Genomic DNA, 20,142 nt, shown 5'->3' with positions numbered 1-20,142 from the left:
AGATAGATTTTGAGATGAGACAGCCGATAGCAATTGGCTTTAGATAGGTTTTTTACTAAAAGGAGGAAATAATAGTGAGTGATCGTCAAGCAGCCCTTGAACAGGCGTTAAAGCAAATAGAAAAACAATTTGGTAAAGGCTCCATTATGAAGCTGGGAGAACAAACAGACAAAAAAATATCAACTTGTCCGAGCGGCTCTTTGGCTCTTGATGCAGCTCTTGGGGTAGGAGGATATCCGCGAGGCCGGATTATTGAAGTGTATGGTCCGGAAAGTTCTGGTAAAACGACAGTTGCTCTGCATGCAATTGCAGAGGCACAGGCGAAAGGCGGACAGGCAGCTTTTATTGATGCAGAGCACGCGCTTGATCCGATTTATGCACAAAAATTAGGAGTTAATATCGATGAGCTGTTGTTATCGCAGCCGGATACAGGAGAACAAGCATTAGAGATAGCTGAAGCGCTTGTGAGAAGCGGTGCTGTTGATATTATTGTTATTGACTCAGTTGCTGCTCTTGTACCAAAAGCAGAAATTGAAGGGGAAATGGGAGACTCTCACATGGGGCTTCAAGCGCGCTTGATGTCTCAAGCTCTTCGTAAGCTTTCTGGAGCTATTAATAAATCAAAGACCATTGCTATTTTTATTAACCAGGTGCGAGAAAAAATTGGTGTTATGTTTGGAAACCCTGAGACAACTCCCGGCGGACGTGCATTAAAGTTCTATTCTTCTGTGCGTATTGAGGTTCGTCGTGCTGAGGCTATTAAACAGGGAAATGATATTGTTGGAAATAGAACAAAAATTAAAATTGTCAAAAATAAAGTGGCTCCGCCATTCCGTACGGCTGAAGTAGATATCATGTATGGTGAAGGGATTTCAAAAGAGGGTGAAATCATCGATATCGGTTCAGATTTGGATATCGTTCAAAAGAGCGGGTCCTGGTATTCCTATAATGATGAGCGTCTTGGTCAGGGAAGGGAAAATGCAAAGCAGTTTATCAAGGAAAATTCGGCTCTTGCGCTGGAAATCCAACAGAAAATTCGGGACCATTACGGCCTTGATGGTGATGCGGTTGTTATGCCAGAATCCGAAATACCCGAGCAGGATGAACTTGATTTTATTGAGTAATTGTTTAAAAAAGCAAAGTCTGAAATGACTTTGCTTTTTTTAAATGTGTTTTATATTGTACGATGTGTAAAATTAGCAAAAGCTGTAAGGACAATCACTTGACATTGAAAATACTCACCTTTACAATTATATATGTATATTTTACTTTTCTATGAGTATTAAAAGCCATTGAGCTGTATATTGAATTCTGAACAATGTACAAGTCGACACTTTAGAAACGTAACTCAAAACAAGTTCATAGCAGAAGGAGGTGAAATGATGGACCTATTAGCTGCAATCATCTCCATTTTGCTTGGCCTTATCGTCGGTGTAGTTGTTGGCTATTTTGTTCGTAAATCCATTGCTGAAGCAAAGATTGCAGGAGCACGAAATGCAGCAGAACAAATAGTAGAAGATGCGAAACGTGATGCGGATTCTTTAAAGAAAGAAGCCATGCTGGAAGCGAAGGACGAAATTCATAAGCTTCGTAATGAAGCGGAGCGTGAGATTCGTGAGCGAAGGAATGAACTGCAAAAACAAGAAAATCGTTTACTGCAAAAAGAGGAAAATCTTGACCGTAAAGACGAAACGTTGGAAAAACGTGAAGCACTTTTAGAGAAAAGAGATGATTCTCTTAACAAAAGACAACAGCATATTGAAGAGATGGAAAGCAAAGTGGACGAGATCGTAAAAACACAACAATCAGAGTTGGAACGAATCTCGGGCTTAACTCGTGAAGAGGCAAGGGCCATCATTTTAGAGCGAGTCGAACATGAATTAAAACACGATGTCGCTGTAATGATAAAAGAAAGCGAGATAAGAGCAAAAGAGGAATCTGACAAGAAGGCAAAAGAAGTCTTGTCACTGGCTATCCAACGATGCGCAGCTGATCATGTTGCAGAAACAACTGTATCAGTTGTAAATCTTCCAAATGACGAGATGAAGGGTCGTATTATCGGTAGGGAAGGACGTAACATTCGGACATTAGAAACCTTGACTGGTATAGATCTTATTATTGACGATACACCGGAAGCAGTTATTCTTTCCGGGTTTGATCCAATTCGACGGGAGACTGCTCGCTTAGCGCTTGAAAAGCTAGTTCAGGATGGCAGAATTCATCCGGCGCGTATTGAAGAAATGGTTGATAAAGCGCGGCGAGAAGTTGATGAACATATTCGTGAAATTGGAGAACAAACAACATTTGAAGTCGGTGTACATGGTCTGCATCCTGACCTCATAAAAATTCTTGGCCGCTTGAAGTTCCGAACAAGTTATGGCCAGAATGTGTTAAAGCATTCAATAGAAGTTGCGCAGCTTACTGGAATACTTGCAGCAGAGCTTGGTGAAGATGAAACATTAGCACGTCGCTCAGGTTTGCTCCATGATATCGGTAAAGCAATTGACCATGAGGTGGAAGGCAGTCATGTTGAAATTGGGGTTGAATTGGCAACTAAATATAAAGAACACCCTGTTGTTATTAACAGTATTGCATCCCATCATGGTGATACAGAGCCAACTTCGATTATTGCTGTCCTCGTTGCAGCTGCTGATGCCTTATCTGCAGCCCGGCCTGGAGCAAGAAGAGAGACACTTGAGAACTACATTCGCCGTCTAGAGAAGTTAGAAGAAATCTCTGAATCATTTGATGGTGTTGAAAAGTCTTTTGCAATTCAAGCTGGCCGAGAAGTGCGGATTTCAGTAAAACCAGAACAAATTGACGATTTAGAAGCACATCGTCTTGCCCGTGACATTCGTAAAAAGATTGAGGATGAACTTGATTATCCTGGTCATATTAAAGTCACGGTTATTCGCGAAACAAGAGCGGTTGAATATGCAAAATAAAAGCGGTGTTTTTACACCGCTTTTATTTTATGTAGACAACGATTTTTTTATGAACATTAAACTAAAAGAAGAAAGGTTTTAATATGAATATTTTATTTATTGGAGATGTTGTAGGCTCTTTAGGACGTGATATGGTAAACGAATATTTACCTAAACTAAAAGACAAATATCGTCCCCATATAACGATAATTAACGGTGAGAATGCGGCTGGAGGAAAGGGAATAACAGAAAAGATTTATCGCGGTTTTCTAGAAGCCGGTGCCCAGGTTGTGACCTTAGGGAACCATACATGGGATAATCGTGAAGTCTTTGAATTTATTGACGAGGCGAAGTATCTTGTCAGACCTGGTAATTTTCCAGAAAATAATCCGGGCAAAGGGATTGCTTATGTAAAAATGAATACCGATGAGATAGCTGTCATCAACTTGCAGGGAAGAACCTTTTTGCCTCCGAATGATTGCCCATTTCAAAAAGCAGATCAATTGATTAAAGAGGCAAAACAGAGAACACCAATCATTTTTGTTGATTTTCATGCAGAAGCTACAAGTGAAAAACAAGCGATGGGCTGGTATTTGGATGGCAGAGTTTCAGCTGTCATTGGGACACACACTCATGTTCAAACGGCCGATAATCGAATTCTCCCAAAAGGGACTGCCTATTTGTCAGATGTGGGGATGACTGGGCCATATGACGGGATATTAGGAATGGATAGGGATGTTGTAATCAAAAGATTTTTAACAAGTATGCCGGCACGTTTTGAGGTTCCAAAAACAGGCCGTACACAACTAAGTGCTGTATCTATTGAAATTGATAAAAAAACTGGCATCGCCAAAAAAATAGAACGTATTTTAATCAATGAGGATCACCCGTTTTATTCATAAAGCTTTGTGCATTAACATGGTTGATTTTTGACTCATCAACATGATTTGTTCACATAGCCCATTCATAAAGTTGAAACTTGAAACATACAATTTACCGTCCCCTTTTTTAAAGCGTGGCGGAAATGGTATGTTTTATTTTTTATCTTGAATCCTGCACTGCTTTTTTCGACCAAGCCGGAATAACTGATTTGTTTCCTGAATATAGTAGCATTGGAATGATATAACCTGAATTGTTCGTTTCACGAACATATGGGAGGGACCAAACAAGGAGGAGCTAGGAATGGAAATATTAAAAGTTTCAGCAAAGTCTAATCCTAATTCTGTAGCTGGTGCGCTTGCTGGGGTTCTGCGTGAAAGAGGTGGAGCAGAAATTCAAGCAATAGGTGCGGGTGCATTGAATCAAGCGGTTAAAGCTGTAGCCATTGCAAGAGGATTTGTCGCACCTAGCGGGGTTGATTTGATTTGTATCCCAGCCTTCACCGATATATTGATTGATGGTGAAGAAAGAACTGCGATCAAGTTGATAATTGAACCAAGATAAAGCAGCATGAATATTAAGTAGAACCTGTTTGCGATGCAAACAGGTTTTTCAATTTAGTTTATATTATAAATTCGCGAATATCGTTACAATCAAATGTTATATAAATATAATATTTGATTTGCTTAATTTTATATATGCTGTAAATATAGGGGTTGATATAATAGAAGTATGAAATCGTTTTACAATGTATAAAATAAGTTGTCGTAATCAGCGATATTATGCCTTGTTTCGATAATTTAATATAATATTTTTTAATCTTTGAAAAAATATTCATATTTTCGTCAAAATTTCGTCGGAAAAGGTTGCTTTTTTTATGTTATAGGTCTAGAATTGAAATCGTTTAGTACTATTCGATTTTCCAAATATAATGAAAATTCCTAGAAAATAATTTAGTCAGGCATTTTCTTAGAGAATTTAATCGACTGGTGCTATACTATTATGTACATAGTGACATAATTTTTTACGTATCCAAAGGGGTGGAATTATGGTTAATCAGCTTTCATGGAAGGTTGGCGGGCAGCAAGGTGAAGGAATCGAAAGTACAGGAGAAATTTTCTCTATTGCATTAAACCGATTAGGTTATTATTTATATGGATATCGCCACTTTTCATCGCGAATTAAAGGTGGTCATACAAATAACAAAATTCGAGTAAGCACGACAGAAGTTCGCACTATTTCTGATGATCTTGATATTTTAGTAGCTTTTGATCAGGAAACAATTGATGTAAACTATAAGGAATTGCATGATAAAGGTATCATGATTGCAGATTCTAAGATAAATCCAAAGAAACCGGATGATACAAAAGCATCATTGTATGCGGTTCCATTTACAGATATTGCTACTGACTTGGGCACTTCATTAATGAAGAACATGGTTGCTGTAGGGGCAACATGTGCAGTCCTAAATCTAAATATTAATGTATTTGAAGACGTAGTTCAAGAGATTTTTGGTAAAAAGGGTCAGCAGGTTGTTGCTAAAAATATGGAAGCAATTAAAGCTGGATATGATTACTTGAAAAATCAATTAACAGATGAATCTGAAATAATGGAATTAGCTGAAGCTGATGGTCAAAATAGATTATTTATGATTGGAAATGATGCGATTGCATTAGGTGCACTTGCAGGCGGCTGTCGCTTTATGGCTGCATACCCAATTACACCAGCATCAGAAATAATGGAATACTTAATTAAAGAATTACCTCCTCTTGGCGGAGCAGTTATTCAAACAGAGGATGAGATTGCAGCTGTTACAATGGCAATCGGTGGAAACTACGGTGGTGTGCGTACCCTTACAGCATCTTCCGGTCCTGGGTTGTCACTAAAAATGGAAGCAATTGGTTTATCTGGTATTACAGAAACACCTCTTGTAATCGTTGATACTCAACGTGGCGGTCCATCAACTGGTATGCCAACGAAACAAGAGCAATCAGATTTAATGGCAATGATTTATGGAACACATGGTGAGATTCCTAAAATCGTTTTAGCTCCAAGTACTGTTCAGGAAGCATTTTATGATACAGCTGAAGCTTTCAACTTAGCAGAAGAATATCAGTGCCCTGTAATTGTCTTATCGGATTTGCAATTATCATTAGGTAAACAAACGGTTGAACCTCTTGATTTTAATAAAATTGAAATTCGACGTGGTAAATTGATTACTGAGGATTTACCAGATCAGGGTGGTTATTTCAAGCGTTATGAAGTAACTGAGGACGGAGTTTCTCCACGTGTAATTCCTGGAGTGAAAAATGGAATTCACCATGTTACTGGTGTAGAACACGATGAAACAGGTAAGCCTTCTGAAGCAGCACTAAACCGTAATCTTCAAATGGATAAGCGCTTTAGAAAAGTTGAAAACATTAAATTTAATACTCCTGTATATAAAAATTGCCCGCATGATGAAGCTGATTTGTTATTAATTGGTTTTAACTCAACACGTGGAGCAATTGAAGAAGCAGTATTACGTCTAGAAGAAGAGGGCATTAAAGCGAATCATGCTCATATTCGCTTAATTCATCCATTCCCAACAGACGAATTGTTACCATTAATAAAAAATGCTAAAAAAGTAGCTGTTATAGAGAATAATGCAACAGGTCAATTGGCAAATATTATTAAGATGAATGTTGGATACGCTGACAAAATTAAAAAAGTATTAAAATATGATGGAAACCCATATAAACCATATGAAGTTTATACGAAATGCAAAAATATTCACGAAGAGCAAGGAGTTGTTCTAAATGGCAACATTTAAGGATTTTAGAAATAATGTGAAACCAAACTGGTGTCCTGGATGCGGAGACTTTTCCGTACAGGCTGCCATTCAGAGAGCAGCAGCAAATGTTGGTTTAGAACCGGAAAATTTAGCCGTAATCTCCGGAATTGGCTGTTCAGGACGTATTTCTGGATATATTAACTCATATGGTGTACACGGCATTCATGGTCGTTCGTTGCCAATCGCACAAGGTGTTAAAATGGCAAACCGTGATTTAACAGTCATTGCTTCCGGCGGTGATGGAGACGGTTTTGCAATTGGTATGGGTCATACCATTCATGCAATCAGAAGAAATATTGACATTACTTACATTGTTATGGATAACCAAATTTATGGTTTAACAAAAGGGCAAACTTCCCCTCGTTCGCAAACAGGGTTTAAAACAAAATCAACTCCAAAAGGTTCAATTGAACAAGCAATTGCACCAATGGAAATGGCTTTAACAGCAGGGGCAACATTTGTTGCACAAAGTTTCTCTACTGATTTAAAGGATTTAACTGCACTAATCGAAGCAGGAATCAATCATAAAGGGTTTTCATTAATTAATGTCTTCAGTCCATGTGTAACTTACAATAAGATTAACACATATGATTGGTTTAAAGAGAACTTAACGAAATTAAGCGATATCGAAGGATATGATACGTCAAATCGTGAAGCTGCAATGCAAACATTGATGGAGCATAACGGTCTTGTAACTGGATTAATCTATCAAAACACAGAGCGTAAGTCATATCAAGAACTATTACATGGTTATTCTGAACAACCGCTCACAAAAATGAATTTAGATTTAGAGAGTGGATACTTTGATAAACTAGTAGCAGAATTTAAGTAATTAATGAAAGACAAAAGAGCAAGTGATTTATATCAATAAATCACTTGCTTATTTTGTTAATACAAACATTATTTTGTCAAACAGGTAATAATCTATCGGCATTTTCTAGTCAGGAAAACAGTATGTCTATTGTGTTCATTCATTTAAGGCATTATACTATTATAATGTGCATTACTCTATCTATTTATGTAATGATAGCGAAAGGAGAAAAAATAAATGAATGAAAAGCAACGATTAGAAGGTCAGCAAGTAGTTACGGTAAATCCTTCGGACAAAAAATCCGCCAAGGATTACAGTAAATACTTTGAAACAGTTATTACGGCACCATCCTTAAAAGATGCAAAAAAACGTGGAAAAGAGGACGTTCAATACCACAAGGATTTTGAAATTGCTGAAGAATTTAAAGGGCTGGGTCAAGGTCGGAAATTCTATATCCGTACATACGGATGTCAAATGAATGAGCATGATACTGAAGTTATGTCTGGTATTTTCCTTGCCCTTGGTTATGAACCTACCGATACAGTTGAGGATGCAAATGTCATTTTATTAAATACTTGTGCTATTCGCGAAAATGCTGAAAACAAAGTATTTGGAGAACTTGGGCATCTGAAACACTTAAAATTGGAAAAACCAGACTTATTACTTGGTGTTTGCGGGTGTATGTCACAGGAAGAATCAGTTGTAAACAAAATTCTAAAAACATATCATCATGTCGATATGATTTTTGGAACCCATAATATTCACCGCTTGCCTAATATTTTAAAAGAGGCTTATTTGTCAAAAGAAATGATTGTTGAAGTTTGGTCTAAGGAAGGGGACGTCATTGAGAATCTTCCAAAGGTAAGACGAGGTAATATTAAAGCATGGGTTAATATTATGTATGGCTGCGATAAATTCTGTACGTACTGTATTGTTCCATTTACAAGAGGGAAAGAGAGAAGCCGTCGCCCAGAGGATGTTATTCAAGAAGTACGTCACCTTGCCGCACAAGGGTATCAGGAAATTACGCTGCTAGGTCAAAATGTAAATGCATATGGCAAGGACTTCACTGATATCAAATATGGTTTAGGCGACTTAATGGATGAAATAAGAAAAATTGATATTCCTAGAATACGTTTTACTACAAGTCATCCGCGTGATTTTGATGATCACCTTATTGAAGTATTGGCGAAGGGTGGAAATCTTGTTGAGCATATTCATCTGCCTGTCCAATCTGGTTCAACAGATGTACTAAAAATTATGGCCCGTAAGTATACTAGAGAGCAGTATTTAGAATTGGTAGGAAAAATTAAAGCTGCTATTCCAGATGTAGCTTTAACAACAGATATTATTGTCGGCTATCCAAATGAAACAGATGAACAATTTGAGGAAACATTATCACTATATCGTGAAGTTGGATATGAAGCTGCATATACGTTTATTTACTCTCCTCGTGAAGGGACACCGGCAGCGAAGATGGAGGATAATGTACCAATGGAAGTCAAAAAAGAACGTTTGCAGCGATTGAATGCTGTTGTAAATGAAATGTCAGCCGCCGCATTGAAGAAATATGAGGGCAAAATCGTGGAAGTTCTTGTTGAGGGAGAAAGTAAGAATAATCCGGACGTATTGGCTGGTTATACACGCAGAAACAAGCTTGTTAATTTTATAGCGCCAAAAACAGCCATTGGAAAAATAGTTAAGGTTAAAATAACAGATGCAAAAACATGGTCATTGAATGGAGAAATGGTGGAATAATTAGAACCAATCGAGGTGAAAATGTTGGGGAAATATACAAAAGATGAAATCGTTGCAAGAGCAAAGGATTTAGCTAAGATGATTGCTGAGACAGATGAGGTGGATTATTTTAAACGTGCTGAAGCGCAAATACATGCAAATGAAAAAGTGCGTAATAGTATTTCATCCATCAAGGCTTTACAAAAACAAGCAGTCAATTTCCAACATTATGGAAAAGTTGAAGCCTTGAGAAAGACCGAGGAAAAAATTGCTGCACTGGAGCAGGAATTAGATGAAATTCCAATCGTCTATGAATTTAAACAATCACAAGCTGATGTAAATGATTTATTACAGCTAGTTGCTACCACCATTTCTAACGCAGTAACAGATGAAGTTATTAAGGCGACGGGTGGTAATTTGCTAAGCGGAGAAACCGGAGCAGAAATACAAAATAAGAACTGTTCCCGTCATTAAAAATTATTATACTAAAAAGTCCGGATATTTATCCGGGCTTCTTTGCAATTCGACAAATGATGACCTTTCTGTAATCAATATTTTAGCGGAATCTAAAGAAATACCAGGCTTATAAACAAGTTGGAACCTTCTCTTTTCATAAGCATACAATGCACCATGCCTATATTTTTTATGATATTCATCAAAAAATAATCGCACACCAGCCTAATAACACGCATAGGATGAATTGAAAATGAATGAGGAGGTTTCGCTCGCAATGGGAGATTACAGAGAGATAATCACAAAAGCAGTCGTTGCAAAAGGACGTAAATGTACTCAGTCCAATCATACGATCTGCCCGTCACACCAGCCGTCAAGTATCCTTGGCTGTTGGATTATAAACCATACGTACGAGGCGAAAAAGGTAGGAAAAACGGTTGAAGTAAAGGGCTATTATGATATTAACGTTTGGTATTCTTTTAATAGAAATACAAAAACAGAAGTAGTAACTGAACGTGTCGAATATTGTGATGTCATCAAGTTAAAATACCGCGATCCTGATTGCCTGGATGATCAAGATGTTATCGCTAGAGTGGTGCAGCAGCCAAACTGTGTTGAATGTGTTATTTCGCCAAAAGGAGATAAAATCATTGTCCATGTTGAAAGAGAATTTATGGTTGAAGTAATTGGAGAAACAAAAGTATGTGTAGCTGTTTATCCGGATAAATATGATAATGATGATGATTGGTGCCTAGATGTAGAGGATGAGGATTTTGAAGATTTGGATCCTGACTTCTTACACGGAAAAAAAGATAAATAGCAGTTAACTAGGAAGACTTTACTTCCTAGTTTTTTCTTTGCTCAAACATAGATATGAATCATTGGAGCCACTCTTTAGAAAAACCTCCCATACGAGATTGATATCTTGTATGCTATAATTAAGTAATAGAAATTATTTTTGGTTATTGGAGGAAATGATGGTCGTTTATACGCCGATGATACAACAATATTTACAAGTAAAGGCAGACTATCAAGATGCCTTTTTATTTTTTCGACTTGGAGACTTTTACGAAATGTTCTTTGATGATGCCATTAAGGCATCGCAGGAATTAGAAATTACTTTAACTAGCCGTGAGGGCGGGGGAGAAGAACGTATTCCCATGTGCGGAGTCCCCTATCACTCAGCTTCTACCTATGTTGAGCAGCTTGTTGAACGTGGATATAAAGTGGCAATATGTGAACAAACAGAAGATCCTAAACAGGCAAAAGGTGTTGTCCGGCGCGAGGTTGTACAGCTGATTACACCGGGTACAATGATGGAAGGGAAAGGATTGCAGGAAAAGGATAACAACTATATTGCTACCATCAGTTATTTTTCTGATGGAACGTATGGGTTTGCCTATAATGATTTATCGACAGGAGAGAATAAGGTTACTATATTGAGCGCGTCTTTCGAAGAAGTAATTAATGAGCTAGCCATATTAGGAGCAAAAGAGCTAGTTGTAAACTCAAGCTTCGAAGGGGAATGGCAGAGGAAAATTCGTGAGCGATTACAAGTAACCATATCATTTGAAGATGATGAGGAAATCAAGGATAATTACCAGTCTCTGTTTCGTGATGTAACTGAGGAAAAGCTTCAAACTACCACAGCAAGACTCTTAAATTATCTGCATAGAACACAGAAAAGAAGTCTAGGCCATCTTCAGCCTGTTTCAAGCTATCAAATCTATCAATATATGAAGATTGATTATTTTTCAAAAAGAAATCTTGAACTCACTGAAACGATTCGCTCGAAAGGGAAAAAGGGATCCCTCCTTTGGCTCCTAGATGAAACGAAAACAGCCATGGGTGGACGGTTATTAAAACAGTGGATGGATCGACCATTGATTGATAAAGAGTCTATTCAAACACGTCTTTTTATGGTTGAAACCTTAATAAATGCTTATTTTGAACGACAGGAATTAAGAGAAAAACTTAAAGAAGTATATGATCTTGAACGTCTTGCTGGAAGAGTGGCATTCGGTAATGTAAGTGCTCGAGATCTTGTCCAATTAAGGAGATCTCTTGAACAAATTCCTATCATTCATAATCTTGTTGAGCAGCTTGGTAATGAAGTAAGCAGGCAACTAGCCGACCGGCTGGATGCCTGTGAAGAAATTACCGATTTGCTTGAAAAAGCAATTGTTGAAAATCCGCCATTGTCCGTAAAAGAGGGAAATATGATTCGAGATGGCTATAACGAGGAGCTTGACCGTTATCGTGATGCTACAAGAAATGGAAAGTCATGGATTGCTCAGCTTGAACGTGAAGAGCGGGAAAAAACAGGTATTAAATCATTAAAAGTCGGTTATAACCGAGTATTTGGTTATTATATTGAAGTAACAAAAGCGAATTTACATTTGCTTGAAGAAGGCAGATACGAACGAAAGCAGACATTAACAAATGCTGAACGTTATATTACACCGGAATTAAAAGAAAAAGAAGCATTAATTTTACAGGCAGAAGAAAAAAGTATGGACTTGGAATATCAACTTTTTTCTGAGATTCGTGAGCATGTGAAAGAATATATCCCAAGATTACAAGCGCTAGCAAAAACAATCAGTGAACTGGATGTTCTCCAATGTTTTGCCACCATTAGTGAAGAACGTCATTATGTTAAACCTGTTTTTTCAGAGGAACGCCGTATCATGATTAAAGAAGGCCGCCATCCTGTAGTTGAAAAGGTGATGAACGCAGATCGATATGTACCTAACGATTGTATTATGCATAATGAAAGGGAGATACTTCTTATAACCGGTCCGAACATGTCAGGAAAAAGTACGTATATGCGGCAAATCGCTTTAACGGCTATATTAGCACAAATTGGTTGTTATGTTCCTGCATCTGAAGCCATTCTGCCTATATTTGACCAGGTGTTTACAAGAATTGGTGCAGCAGATGACTTAATTTCCGGACAAAGTACTTTTATGGTTGAAATGCTTGAAGCAAAAAATGCCATTTCCCATGCAACAAAAAACAGTCTTATTCTATTTGATGAAATAGGACGTGGAACTTCAACATATGATGGAATGGCCTTAGCACAGGCAATTATTGAATATATTCATAATAAGATTGGGGCTAAAACACTTTTTTCAACACATTATCATGAGTTAACAGTTCTCGAGGAGGAATTAGAACATTTACAGAATATTCATGTCAGCGCAATTGAACAAAATGAGAAAGTGGTTTTTCTTCATAAAATAAAAGATGGACCGGCTGATAAAAGTTATGGTATACATGTTGCCCAACTGGCACAATTGCCTGAAGAGTTGATTAAGAGGGCAAATGAAATACTAATCTCTTTAGAGCAACAAAATATAAAATTGACCCTAAGAGAACCGGCAGCTAATAGCAAACAATCCGTTGAGTCAATGAATGAAGGGATTTCGAAATTAAATGATGATCCTGCTGAAGAACATGACTTACTACCAGTATCGGTAAAGATTGCAGAAACACAGCTTTCCTTCTTTGCTGAGGAACCTGTACAGCTAAAGAAAAACCACCTAGACGTAAAAGAAAAACGTGTCCTTGAAAAGATTAAAGAGTTAGATATATTAGATATGACTCCGATGCAAGCAATGAATATACTCTATGACCTTCATAAAAAGATAAAAAGCTAACGGAGGTAAATGAACTTGGGGAAAATTATACAACTCGATGACGCGCTTTCGAATAAAATTGCCGCTGGGGAAGTGGTTGAGCGTCCTGCGTCGGTTGTAAAGGAATTAGTTGAGAATGCTATTGATGCTGGTGCTTCTATCATTGATATTGAAATTGAAGAGGCAGGGCTTTCGAAAATTCGAATAAGTGACAATGGAGATGGCATCGAGGAAAAGGATGTGCCCATGGCGTTCAAACGTCATGCCACAAGTAAGATAAAAAATGAGCATGACTTGTTCCGCATTCGTACTTTGGGATTTCGTGGCGAGGCACTTCCAAGTATTGCTTCTGTTTCAAAATTAGAACTAATTACCTCAACCGGCAATGAAGGGACTCGAATTGTCCTTGAAGGCGGAAAAGTAACCGCACTTGAAAAGGCAGCTGCTCGAAAAGGGACGGACCTAACGATAACGGATTTATTTTATAACACCCCGGCGCGCTTAAAATATATGAAAACAGTCCATACAGAGCTAGGTAATATTACAGATGTAACAAACCGGTTAGCTCTTGCCCATCCGGATGTATCCATTCGCTTGATTCACAATGAACGAAAGCTTCTTCATACAACTGGAAATGGCGATGTTAGACAAGTGTTAGCAGCTATTTATGGAATGAATATAGCAAAAAAAATGATTCCACTCCATGTAACGTCGCTTGATTTTGTTATTGATGGCTATATTGCACTTCCTGAAATTACAAGAGCATCAAGAAATTATATTTCGACTATGATTAATGGCCGTTTTATTAAAAATTATCCGCTTGTAAGGGCGATTCAGGAAGGATATCATACTTTGCTGCCAATTGGCAGGTTTCCGATTGTATTATTAAATATTACGATGGATCCTATTCTTGTTGATGTGAACGTTCATCCATCTAAGCTCGAAGTACGTATCAGTAAAGAACAAGAATTGAATGAGCTTATTACCAATAGTATTAAAGAAGCATTTAAAACGAAGGAACTTATTCCAGCTGGTTTTACAACAAATAAACAAAAGAAAACGCAATCTGAACAAACCATCATGCAGCTTGATCATATACCTGCTCCCACTTTTATAAACAGAGATGAAACTGAACCGGAGATTTCAGTTTCAGAGAGGGTTTCTGTAAAGCATGACCCTATTTTGACAGATGCAGGCAAACAACAGTCTAGAGCGGAAGAAACTTTTTCTGTAAGAGAGGAGTTTCTTGATGATGTAAATGGTATAAGTCGGCAAGAACAGCTCTCTCCGCATGAAGGCAATCATGTAGGGAATAATCTAGAAATGGATAAGGAGCTAAACGATGCTGAAGAGCGGATGGTTGATGCTTCTTCTGATGCTTCAGAACTAACTAGTAATGATACTGTGGTTCTGTCTGAGGAGGTAAATGCATGCAGAGTACCGCCGCTTTATCCAATAGGGCAAATGCATGGCACATATATATTAGCTCAAAATGATCGCGGCCTGTATATCATTGATCAGCATGCAGCTCAGGAGCGTATTAAATATGAGTTTTTTAAGGAAAAGGTAGGAATGGTGGCTTCTGAATTACAGGAACTTCTTGTTCCCATCACAGTTGAATATTCAACAGACGAAGCTGTAAAAATTGAAGAATACAAATCTGAGCTTGAAAAGGTTGGAGTATTCCTTGAGCCATTTGGTTATAACAGTTATATTGTAAAAGCTCATCCGCAATGGTTTCCAAAAGGGGAAGAAAAGGAAATCATCGAAGATATGATTGAGCAGCTACTTTCAATGAAGAAAGTGGATATCAAAAAGCTGCGCGAAGAAGCTGCCATTATGATGAGCTGTAAGGGTTCTATAAAAGCGAATCGCCATTTGCGGAATGACGAAATTCAAGCATTATTAGATGAACTTAGACAAACATCTGATCCGTTTACTTGTCCGCATGGCCGTCCGATTATCATTCATACATCCGTTTACGAGCTTGAAAAAATGTTCAAGCGGGTGATGTAGGTGTAATGAATCATCCACATTCATTAATCAAAAAATGTCCATTCATGGTGCACAGGCACCATAAATGGACATTTTTAATTTGCTACAGTAAGAAGTTTATTTAAATATTGCAATGATTTACCTGCTCCAGTTGCGACACATTCAAGGGGATTTTCCGCTAGAGCAATTGGAACAGCAATTACATTTGTAAGCCATTCTTCCATTCCTTTTAGCAGTGCTCCGCCGCCGGTCAGAATGACACCGCGGTCAACAATATCACCGCTAAGTTCTGCAGGGCTGTCCTCTAATGTTGCTCTAACTGCTTCCAAAATTTGTAATAACGCTTCCTTTATGGCATTGTGAATCTCAAAAGAGGATAAAGTGATGGTTTTAGGCAGGCCGTTGACAAGGTCACGACCACGTACTTCCATTTTTAATTCTTCATGTTCAGCCACGGCATAGCCGATTTCCATTTTAATTCTTTCTGCTGTTCGTTCTCCAATTAGAACATTATATTTTTTTCTAACAAATTGGATAATATCATCATCTAAGTGGTCGCCGCCAATTTTAACAGTATGACAGGCAACCACACCGCCAAAGGAAATGATAGCAACCTCAGTAGAGCCACCGCCAAAGTCAATGACTACATTGGCAACTGGTTCATCGATAGGCATGCCTGCTCCGATGGCTGCTGCTACCGGTTCTTCTATTATATATACCTTTTTTGCTCCAGCATTACGAACAGCATCTTGAATCGCTCTACGATCAACACTTGTAGAGCCAGATGGAGTACAAACAGCAACATTAGGTTTTCGTAAAGAAAATCCGAGTGCTTTAGAAGCTTTAGCAATAATGTGACGCAGCATTTCTGTTGTGGTATCATAGTCGGCGATGACACCTTCCTTCAAAGGGCGGATTACGATAATGTTTTCCGGTGTTTTTCCAACCATTTCTTTTGCTTCGTTTCCAACTGCAATCACTTTTTTTGTTACGGTATCAATAGCTACGACGCTAGGTTCGTTAATTACGATTCCTTTATTTTTACTATAGACAAGTGTATTGGCAGTTCCTAAATCAATCCCTATTTCTGCATTTGAAAACATTCCTATTCACCCAATTCCAATAATAATTCGCTCACTTTTTAACATTAGCATGAAAAGTGGGAGAGAAGGCAAATGTTATACAATTTTAAATGAGTTGTAACCTTTCAATCACGGGTCTGTTACATGAGTAAAATTTATCATTTAATCATGTTTAATTAAAAGAAACTGTAAACCTTGAAATGGAATTGAATAGTTCTCAGTAAAATGGTCATAATGAATAGATGTTTGGCTGCTTTACTAACTAAATATGGTATGATATAGAAGGTAGCCAAAAATGTGCGGTTATACTGTATTTTCACGTAAAAGGTAGTGTAGAAATTGACTGCGAAATGTAAGCTCTTATGTCTGATTGGACCAACTGCGGTTGGGAAAACAGCGACCAGTATTAAACTGGCTCATGCTTTTAATGGGGAAATCATCAGTGGTGATTCCATGCAGATTTATAAACAAATGGATATTGGTACAGCGAAAATTAAGCAGGCTGAAATGCAAGGAATTCCTCATTATTTAATTGATATAAAACATCCAACGGAATCCTTTTCAGCTGCTGAATTTCAAGAGTTAGTCAGGGAGAAAATCTCTGAAATCACGAGTAGAGGTAAACTTCCGATTATTGTCGGCGGAACCGGCCTCTATATTCAATCTGTATTATTTGATTATCAGTTTTCTGAAGCCCCTAGTAATGATGAATTTCGCCATAGTTTGGAGGAACAAGCTGAAAAAAAAGGGAACCTCTTTTTACATGATCAGCTAATGAAATATGATCCTGAAAGTGCTGAAAAAATTCATCCCAATAATGTCCGCCGGATTATTCGTGCTTTAGAAATTTATCACTGTACAGGAAAAACAATGAGTGAATGGCAGGAAACGCAAACGCCAGAGCCCTTATATGATGCTGCTGTTATTGGTTTAACTATGGAGCGTGAAAAATTGTATGAAAGAATCAATAGGCGAGTAGACATGATGATGCAAGAAGGGTTGTTAAATGAAGTAAAACAGTTATTTCAACAAGGAATAAGAAATTGCCAGTCCATTCAAGCTATTGGCTATAAAGAGCTGTATGAATACTTGGACGGTAAAGTATCCCTTGATGAAGCGGTCGTAAACTTAAAGCAGAATTCTCGCCGCTATGCAAAAAGACAGCTAACTTGGTTTCGTAATAAAATGGATGTAGAATGGTTTGATATGACAGCTGCCACAGAGCGACAGGAATTAGAAAAAAAAATAACTGAAATTTTCTCGTATATTGAAGGAAAGCTTAAAATTAAATCGAATACATAATAGTAGAGACAAAAGAGGAGGAGCTTTATACATGAAGCAATCAGTAAATATTCAAGATCAATTCTTAAATCAACTCCGTAAAGATGGAATTAATTGTACGGTATTTTTATTAAATGGATTTCAGATTAGAGGTCAAATAAAAGGATTTGATAATTTTACTGTACTTTTTGAATGTGAAGGGAAGCAGCAGCTTGTATATAAGCATGCGATATCAACCTTTGCTCCGCAAAGAAATGTACATATTGATATAGAAACACCGCAAGCAAAATAATAAAAAGTGAAACATTCACATTTTCCTGATGTGAATGTTTTTTAATTTCCCAAAGGGGATACACCTATGCAACGACTCATTTGGTTCATGAACGAGCTGCATATTGAATACAAATAAAATAAGTGCCTTTATTCGGAACTGCACTATGACCTTCTTTCAAATCCAAAAGGGACGAATGGAATGGGTTGCCTTCTATATATAACGATAGGCATTTGTCACATATATAAAATTCAGGGCGTATACTGTTTATAGAATGTGAGGTGAAGAGTTTGGATCAACCGATGCGAATGAAAAACAATGGACAAATTAGTATTGTTTTAAATTCACAGAAGCGTAGTCCTATTTTAGGAGACATTAACCCAGCTTCTGTTGCTCCAAAATCGATTCCGCCGGAACATACTGCTTTAAAAGAGATTGAAGCAGAGCTTGCTACATTAGTGGGCATGGAAGTAATGAAAAAGATGATTAAAGAAATTTATGCATGGATTTATATTAATAAAAAAAGAGAAGAGAACGGATTAAAAGCTGGTAAACAGGCTCTTCATATGATGTTTAAAGGGAATCCAGGAACAGGAAAAACAACAGTTGCACGATTGATTGGAAAGTTGTTTCAAAAGATGGGGGTGCTTTCAAAAGGTCATTTAATTGAAGCTGAACGGGCAGATTTAGTTGGAGAATACATTGGCCATACAGCACAAAAGACAAGAGACCTTATAAAAAAAGCACTCGGGGGCATCTTATTTATTGATGAAGCGTATTCACTCGGTCGTGGAGGAGAAAAGGATTTCGGTAAAGAAGCAATCGATACACTTGTAAAACATATGGAAGACAAACAACATGAATTTATTCTAATATTAGCAGGATATTCCAGAGAAATGGATTATTTCCTCACGCTTAATCCAGGGTTGCATTCACGCTTTCCTCTTGTTATTGATTTTCCCGATTACAATATCAACCAGCTGATGGAAATTGCAGAGCTGATGTTGAAAGAAAAAGAGTATACTTTAAGTCATGAAGCAGAAAAAAAACTTCGTGAACACTTATTATGGATAAAAACTTCATTAAATTCAAACAGCTTCTCAAATGGCCGCTATATACGAAATGTACTTGAAAAATCCATTCGCACGCAGGCAATGAGATTGCTGATGCAAAATAATTTTGATCGTCATGAATTAATGACGATCCGAAGTAATGATCTTGTATTTGAACAAGAGTAACAGTATAAAATATAAAAGAGAGTATCTTACTATAGCGGGATACTCTCTATTCTTTAACAATAAGGCTAGATCTAGTTTCTATGAAAAAATAGCATATCCTGAAGCGCCTGCTGCAAGGTTGCTTTCGTTTTAATTTCCTTATCAATTTCAATACCGAGTTCAATCATTGTATCAGCAATTTCAGGGCCAATTCCCACAATAATCGTTGAGCAGCCTAAAAATTTGATACCTTTAACTATTTTAAATAAATGATTTACGACAGCAGTGTCTACATATGGAACACCGGAAATATCGATAATCAACTTTTGAGATTTTAATTCACTAATCCGTAATAATGTACGTTCGCGTATTTTTTTTGCTCGATACGTATCAACATTTCCGACAATCGGAAGAATACATACTTTTGCCGATAATGGAATAATGGGAACGGATAATTCATCGACTGTTTCACGCTGGCTTCTTAACAAGTTATCTTTATAACTGACATAACTAGAGGTATAAGCTTCAACAAACTGATCGATGATATCATTAATATATCTTTCCATGTCAAAGCAATCCTTCATATCTAAATCGATTTCTGTTTCAATATAAAAGGATTTCACAGCATTCCAAATGATTCCTCGTGTTGATTGGAAAAGTTCCCATGCTAAATGAATAGGGAAATCAATTTTTGCGTGCTCCTCGCTTATTTTTGCTGCAGTCATAACTATGTCTGAATTTGAGTCTAAAATATAATTAGCAACACATTTTAATAGCGGATTACCCTCTTTTACTATAGTTGTCCATTTACCTGTTTCTTTTAATAAAGAGGTAAGATATCCTTTTGTATTCTCGATATAGTTTAACCATTCATTTGTATAAAAAGATAGATTGCTATTGATAAATTTACCTAAATCTATTTTTAGATTGACGGCATGCTCCATAGAATATCCTCCTGAACGCGGAATCGGATGTTGTTTTACATAATATAATTAATTTTAGAAAGAGGGCTTGTCATTAC

The 20,142-nt window shown here is 37.3% G+C and carries 16 protein-coding genes; 14 read left to right on the top strand and 2 right to left on the bottom strand.

All coding sequences use genetic code 11. From position 1 onward, the window contains the following. Window positions 1–74 precede the first annotated feature (74 nt). The 11 genes from recA (at window position 75) to mutL (ending at window position 15,291) form a co-directional block, all read left to right on the top strand. Complete coding sequence (gene recA / locus F4V44_RS07930) at window positions 75–1,124, top strand: recombinase RecA (protein ID WP_150439459.1); 1,050 nt, start codon at window positions 75–77, stop codon at window positions 1,122–1,124. A gap of 258 nt (window positions 1,125–1,382) precedes the next feature. Further along, window positions 1,383–2,945 (top strand): ribonuclease Y, encoded by a 1,563-nt coding sequence (gene rny, locus F4V44_RS07925; RefSeq protein ID WP_150440094.1) that lies wholly within the window; start codon window positions 1,383–1,385, stop codon window positions 2,943–2,945. 83 nt (window positions 2,946–3,028) lie between these two features. Then, window positions 3,029–3,826, top strand: a complete 798-nt coding sequence (locus F4V44_RS07920; protein ID WP_150439458.1) for a TIGR00282 family metallophosphoesterase — start codon at window positions 3,029–3,031, stop codon at window positions 3,824–3,826. Window positions 3,827–4,106: 280 nt separating this feature from the next. Further along, the gene (gene spoVS, locus F4V44_RS07915) at window positions 4,107–4,367 is read left to right on the top strand and encodes a stage V sporulation protein SpoVS (protein WP_071395267.1); all 261 of its coding nucleotides are present in this window, start codon (window positions 4,107–4,109) and stop codon (window positions 4,365–4,367) included. Between the two features lie 484 nt (window positions 4,368–4,851). Next, complete coding sequence (locus F4V44_RS07910) at window positions 4,852–6,615, top strand: 2-oxoacid:acceptor oxidoreductase subunit alpha (RefSeq protein WP_150439457.1); 1,764 nt, start codon at window positions 4,852–4,854, stop codon at window positions 6,613–6,615. After that, window positions 6,602–7,468: a 2-oxoacid:ferredoxin oxidoreductase subunit beta gene (locus F4V44_RS07905; protein WP_150439456.1), complete on the top strand. Its 867-nt coding sequence runs from the start codon at window positions 6,602–6,604 to the stop codon at window positions 7,466–7,468. Before F4V44_RS07910 ends, F4V44_RS07905 begins: the two co-directional genes overlap by 14 nt. A 216-nt stretch (window positions 7,469–7,684) precedes the next feature. After that, window positions 7,685–9,205, top strand: coding sequence for a tRNA (N6-isopentenyl adenosine(37)-C2)-methylthiotransferase MiaB (miaB, locus tag F4V44_RS07900; protein WP_150439455.1), 1,521 nt, complete (start codon window positions 7,685–7,687; stop codon window positions 9,203–9,205). A 24-nt stretch (window positions 9,206–9,229) separates the two neighbouring features. Beyond that, window positions 9,230–9,658 (top strand): RicAFT regulatory complex protein RicA family protein, encoded by a 429-nt coding sequence (locus tag F4V44_RS07895; protein WP_150440093.1) that lies wholly within the window; start codon window positions 9,230–9,232, stop codon window positions 9,656–9,658. 256 nt (window positions 9,659–9,914) lie between these two features. Beyond that, entirely contained in the window at window positions 9,915–10,457 is a 543-nt protein-coding gene (locus tag F4V44_RS07890; RefSeq protein WP_150440092.1) for an outer spore coat protein CotE, read from the top strand. Window positions 10,458–10,614: 157 nt separating this feature from the next. After that, window positions 10,615–13,296 (top strand): DNA mismatch repair protein MutS, encoded by a 2,682-nt coding sequence (gene mutS / locus F4V44_RS07885; protein ID WP_191090626.1) that lies wholly within the window; start codon window positions 10,615–10,617, stop codon window positions 13,294–13,296. Between the two features lie 15 nt (window positions 13,297–13,311). After that, window positions 13,312–15,291 (top strand): DNA mismatch repair endonuclease MutL, encoded by a 1,980-nt coding sequence (gene mutL / locus F4V44_RS07880; RefSeq protein WP_150439453.1) that lies wholly within the window; start codon window positions 13,312–13,314, stop codon window positions 15,289–15,291. 74 nt (window positions 15,292–15,365) lie between these two features. Here mutL and mreBH read toward each other — a convergent pair whose 3' ends face one another. Further along, window positions 15,366–16,373: a rod-share determining protein MreBH gene (gene mreBH / locus F4V44_RS07875; RefSeq protein ID WP_150439452.1), complete on the bottom strand. Its 1,008-nt coding sequence runs from the start codon at window positions 16,371–16,373 to the stop codon at window positions 15,366–15,368. 318 nt (window positions 16,374–16,691) lie between these two features. Here mreBH and miaA point away from each other — a divergent pair, with 318 nt between their 5' ends. The 3 genes from miaA to spoVK all read left to right on the top strand — a co-directional run bounded on the left by miaA (window position 16,692) and on the right by spoVK (window position 19,142). Further along, on the top strand, window positions 16,692–17,654 hold the full coding sequence (miaA, locus tag F4V44_RS07870; protein WP_150439451.1) for a tRNA (adenosine(37)-N6)-dimethylallyltransferase MiaA: 963 nt from the start codon (window positions 16,692–16,694) through the stop codon (window positions 17,652–17,654). Between the two features lie 31 nt (window positions 17,655–17,685). Beyond that, window positions 17,686–17,925 carry an RNA chaperone Hfq gene (gene hfq / locus F4V44_RS07865; protein ID WP_150439450.1) on the top strand — a complete coding sequence of 80 codons (240 nt, stop codon included), beginning with the start codon at window positions 17,686–17,688 and terminating at the stop codon, window positions 17,923–17,925. 269 nt (window positions 17,926–18,194) lie between these two features. Further along, a complete protein-coding gene (spoVK, locus tag F4V44_RS07860; RefSeq protein WP_150439449.1) occupies window positions 18,195–19,142 on the top strand; it encodes a stage V sporulation protein K in 948 nt (315 codons plus the stop codon). Between the two features lie 71 nt (window positions 19,143–19,213). Here the strand turns inward: spoVK and F4V44_RS07855 are convergent, their stop codons facing one another. After that, window positions 19,214–20,065, bottom strand: a complete 852-nt coding sequence (locus F4V44_RS07855) for an STAS domain-containing protein (RefSeq protein ID WP_150439448.1) — start codon at window positions 20,063–20,065, stop codon at window positions 19,214–19,216. Window positions 20,066–20,142: the final 77 nt, after the last annotated feature.

It is taken from the genome of Niallia endozanthoxylica (genome assembly GCF_008710145.1).
GTDB classification, from domain to species: Bacteria; Bacillota; Bacilli; order Bacillales; family Cytobacillaceae; genus Bacillus_BD; species Bacillus_BD endozanthoxylica.
Note: the sequence above shows the minus strand (reverse complement) of the source record. Positions and strands in the feature narration are given on the sequence as shown.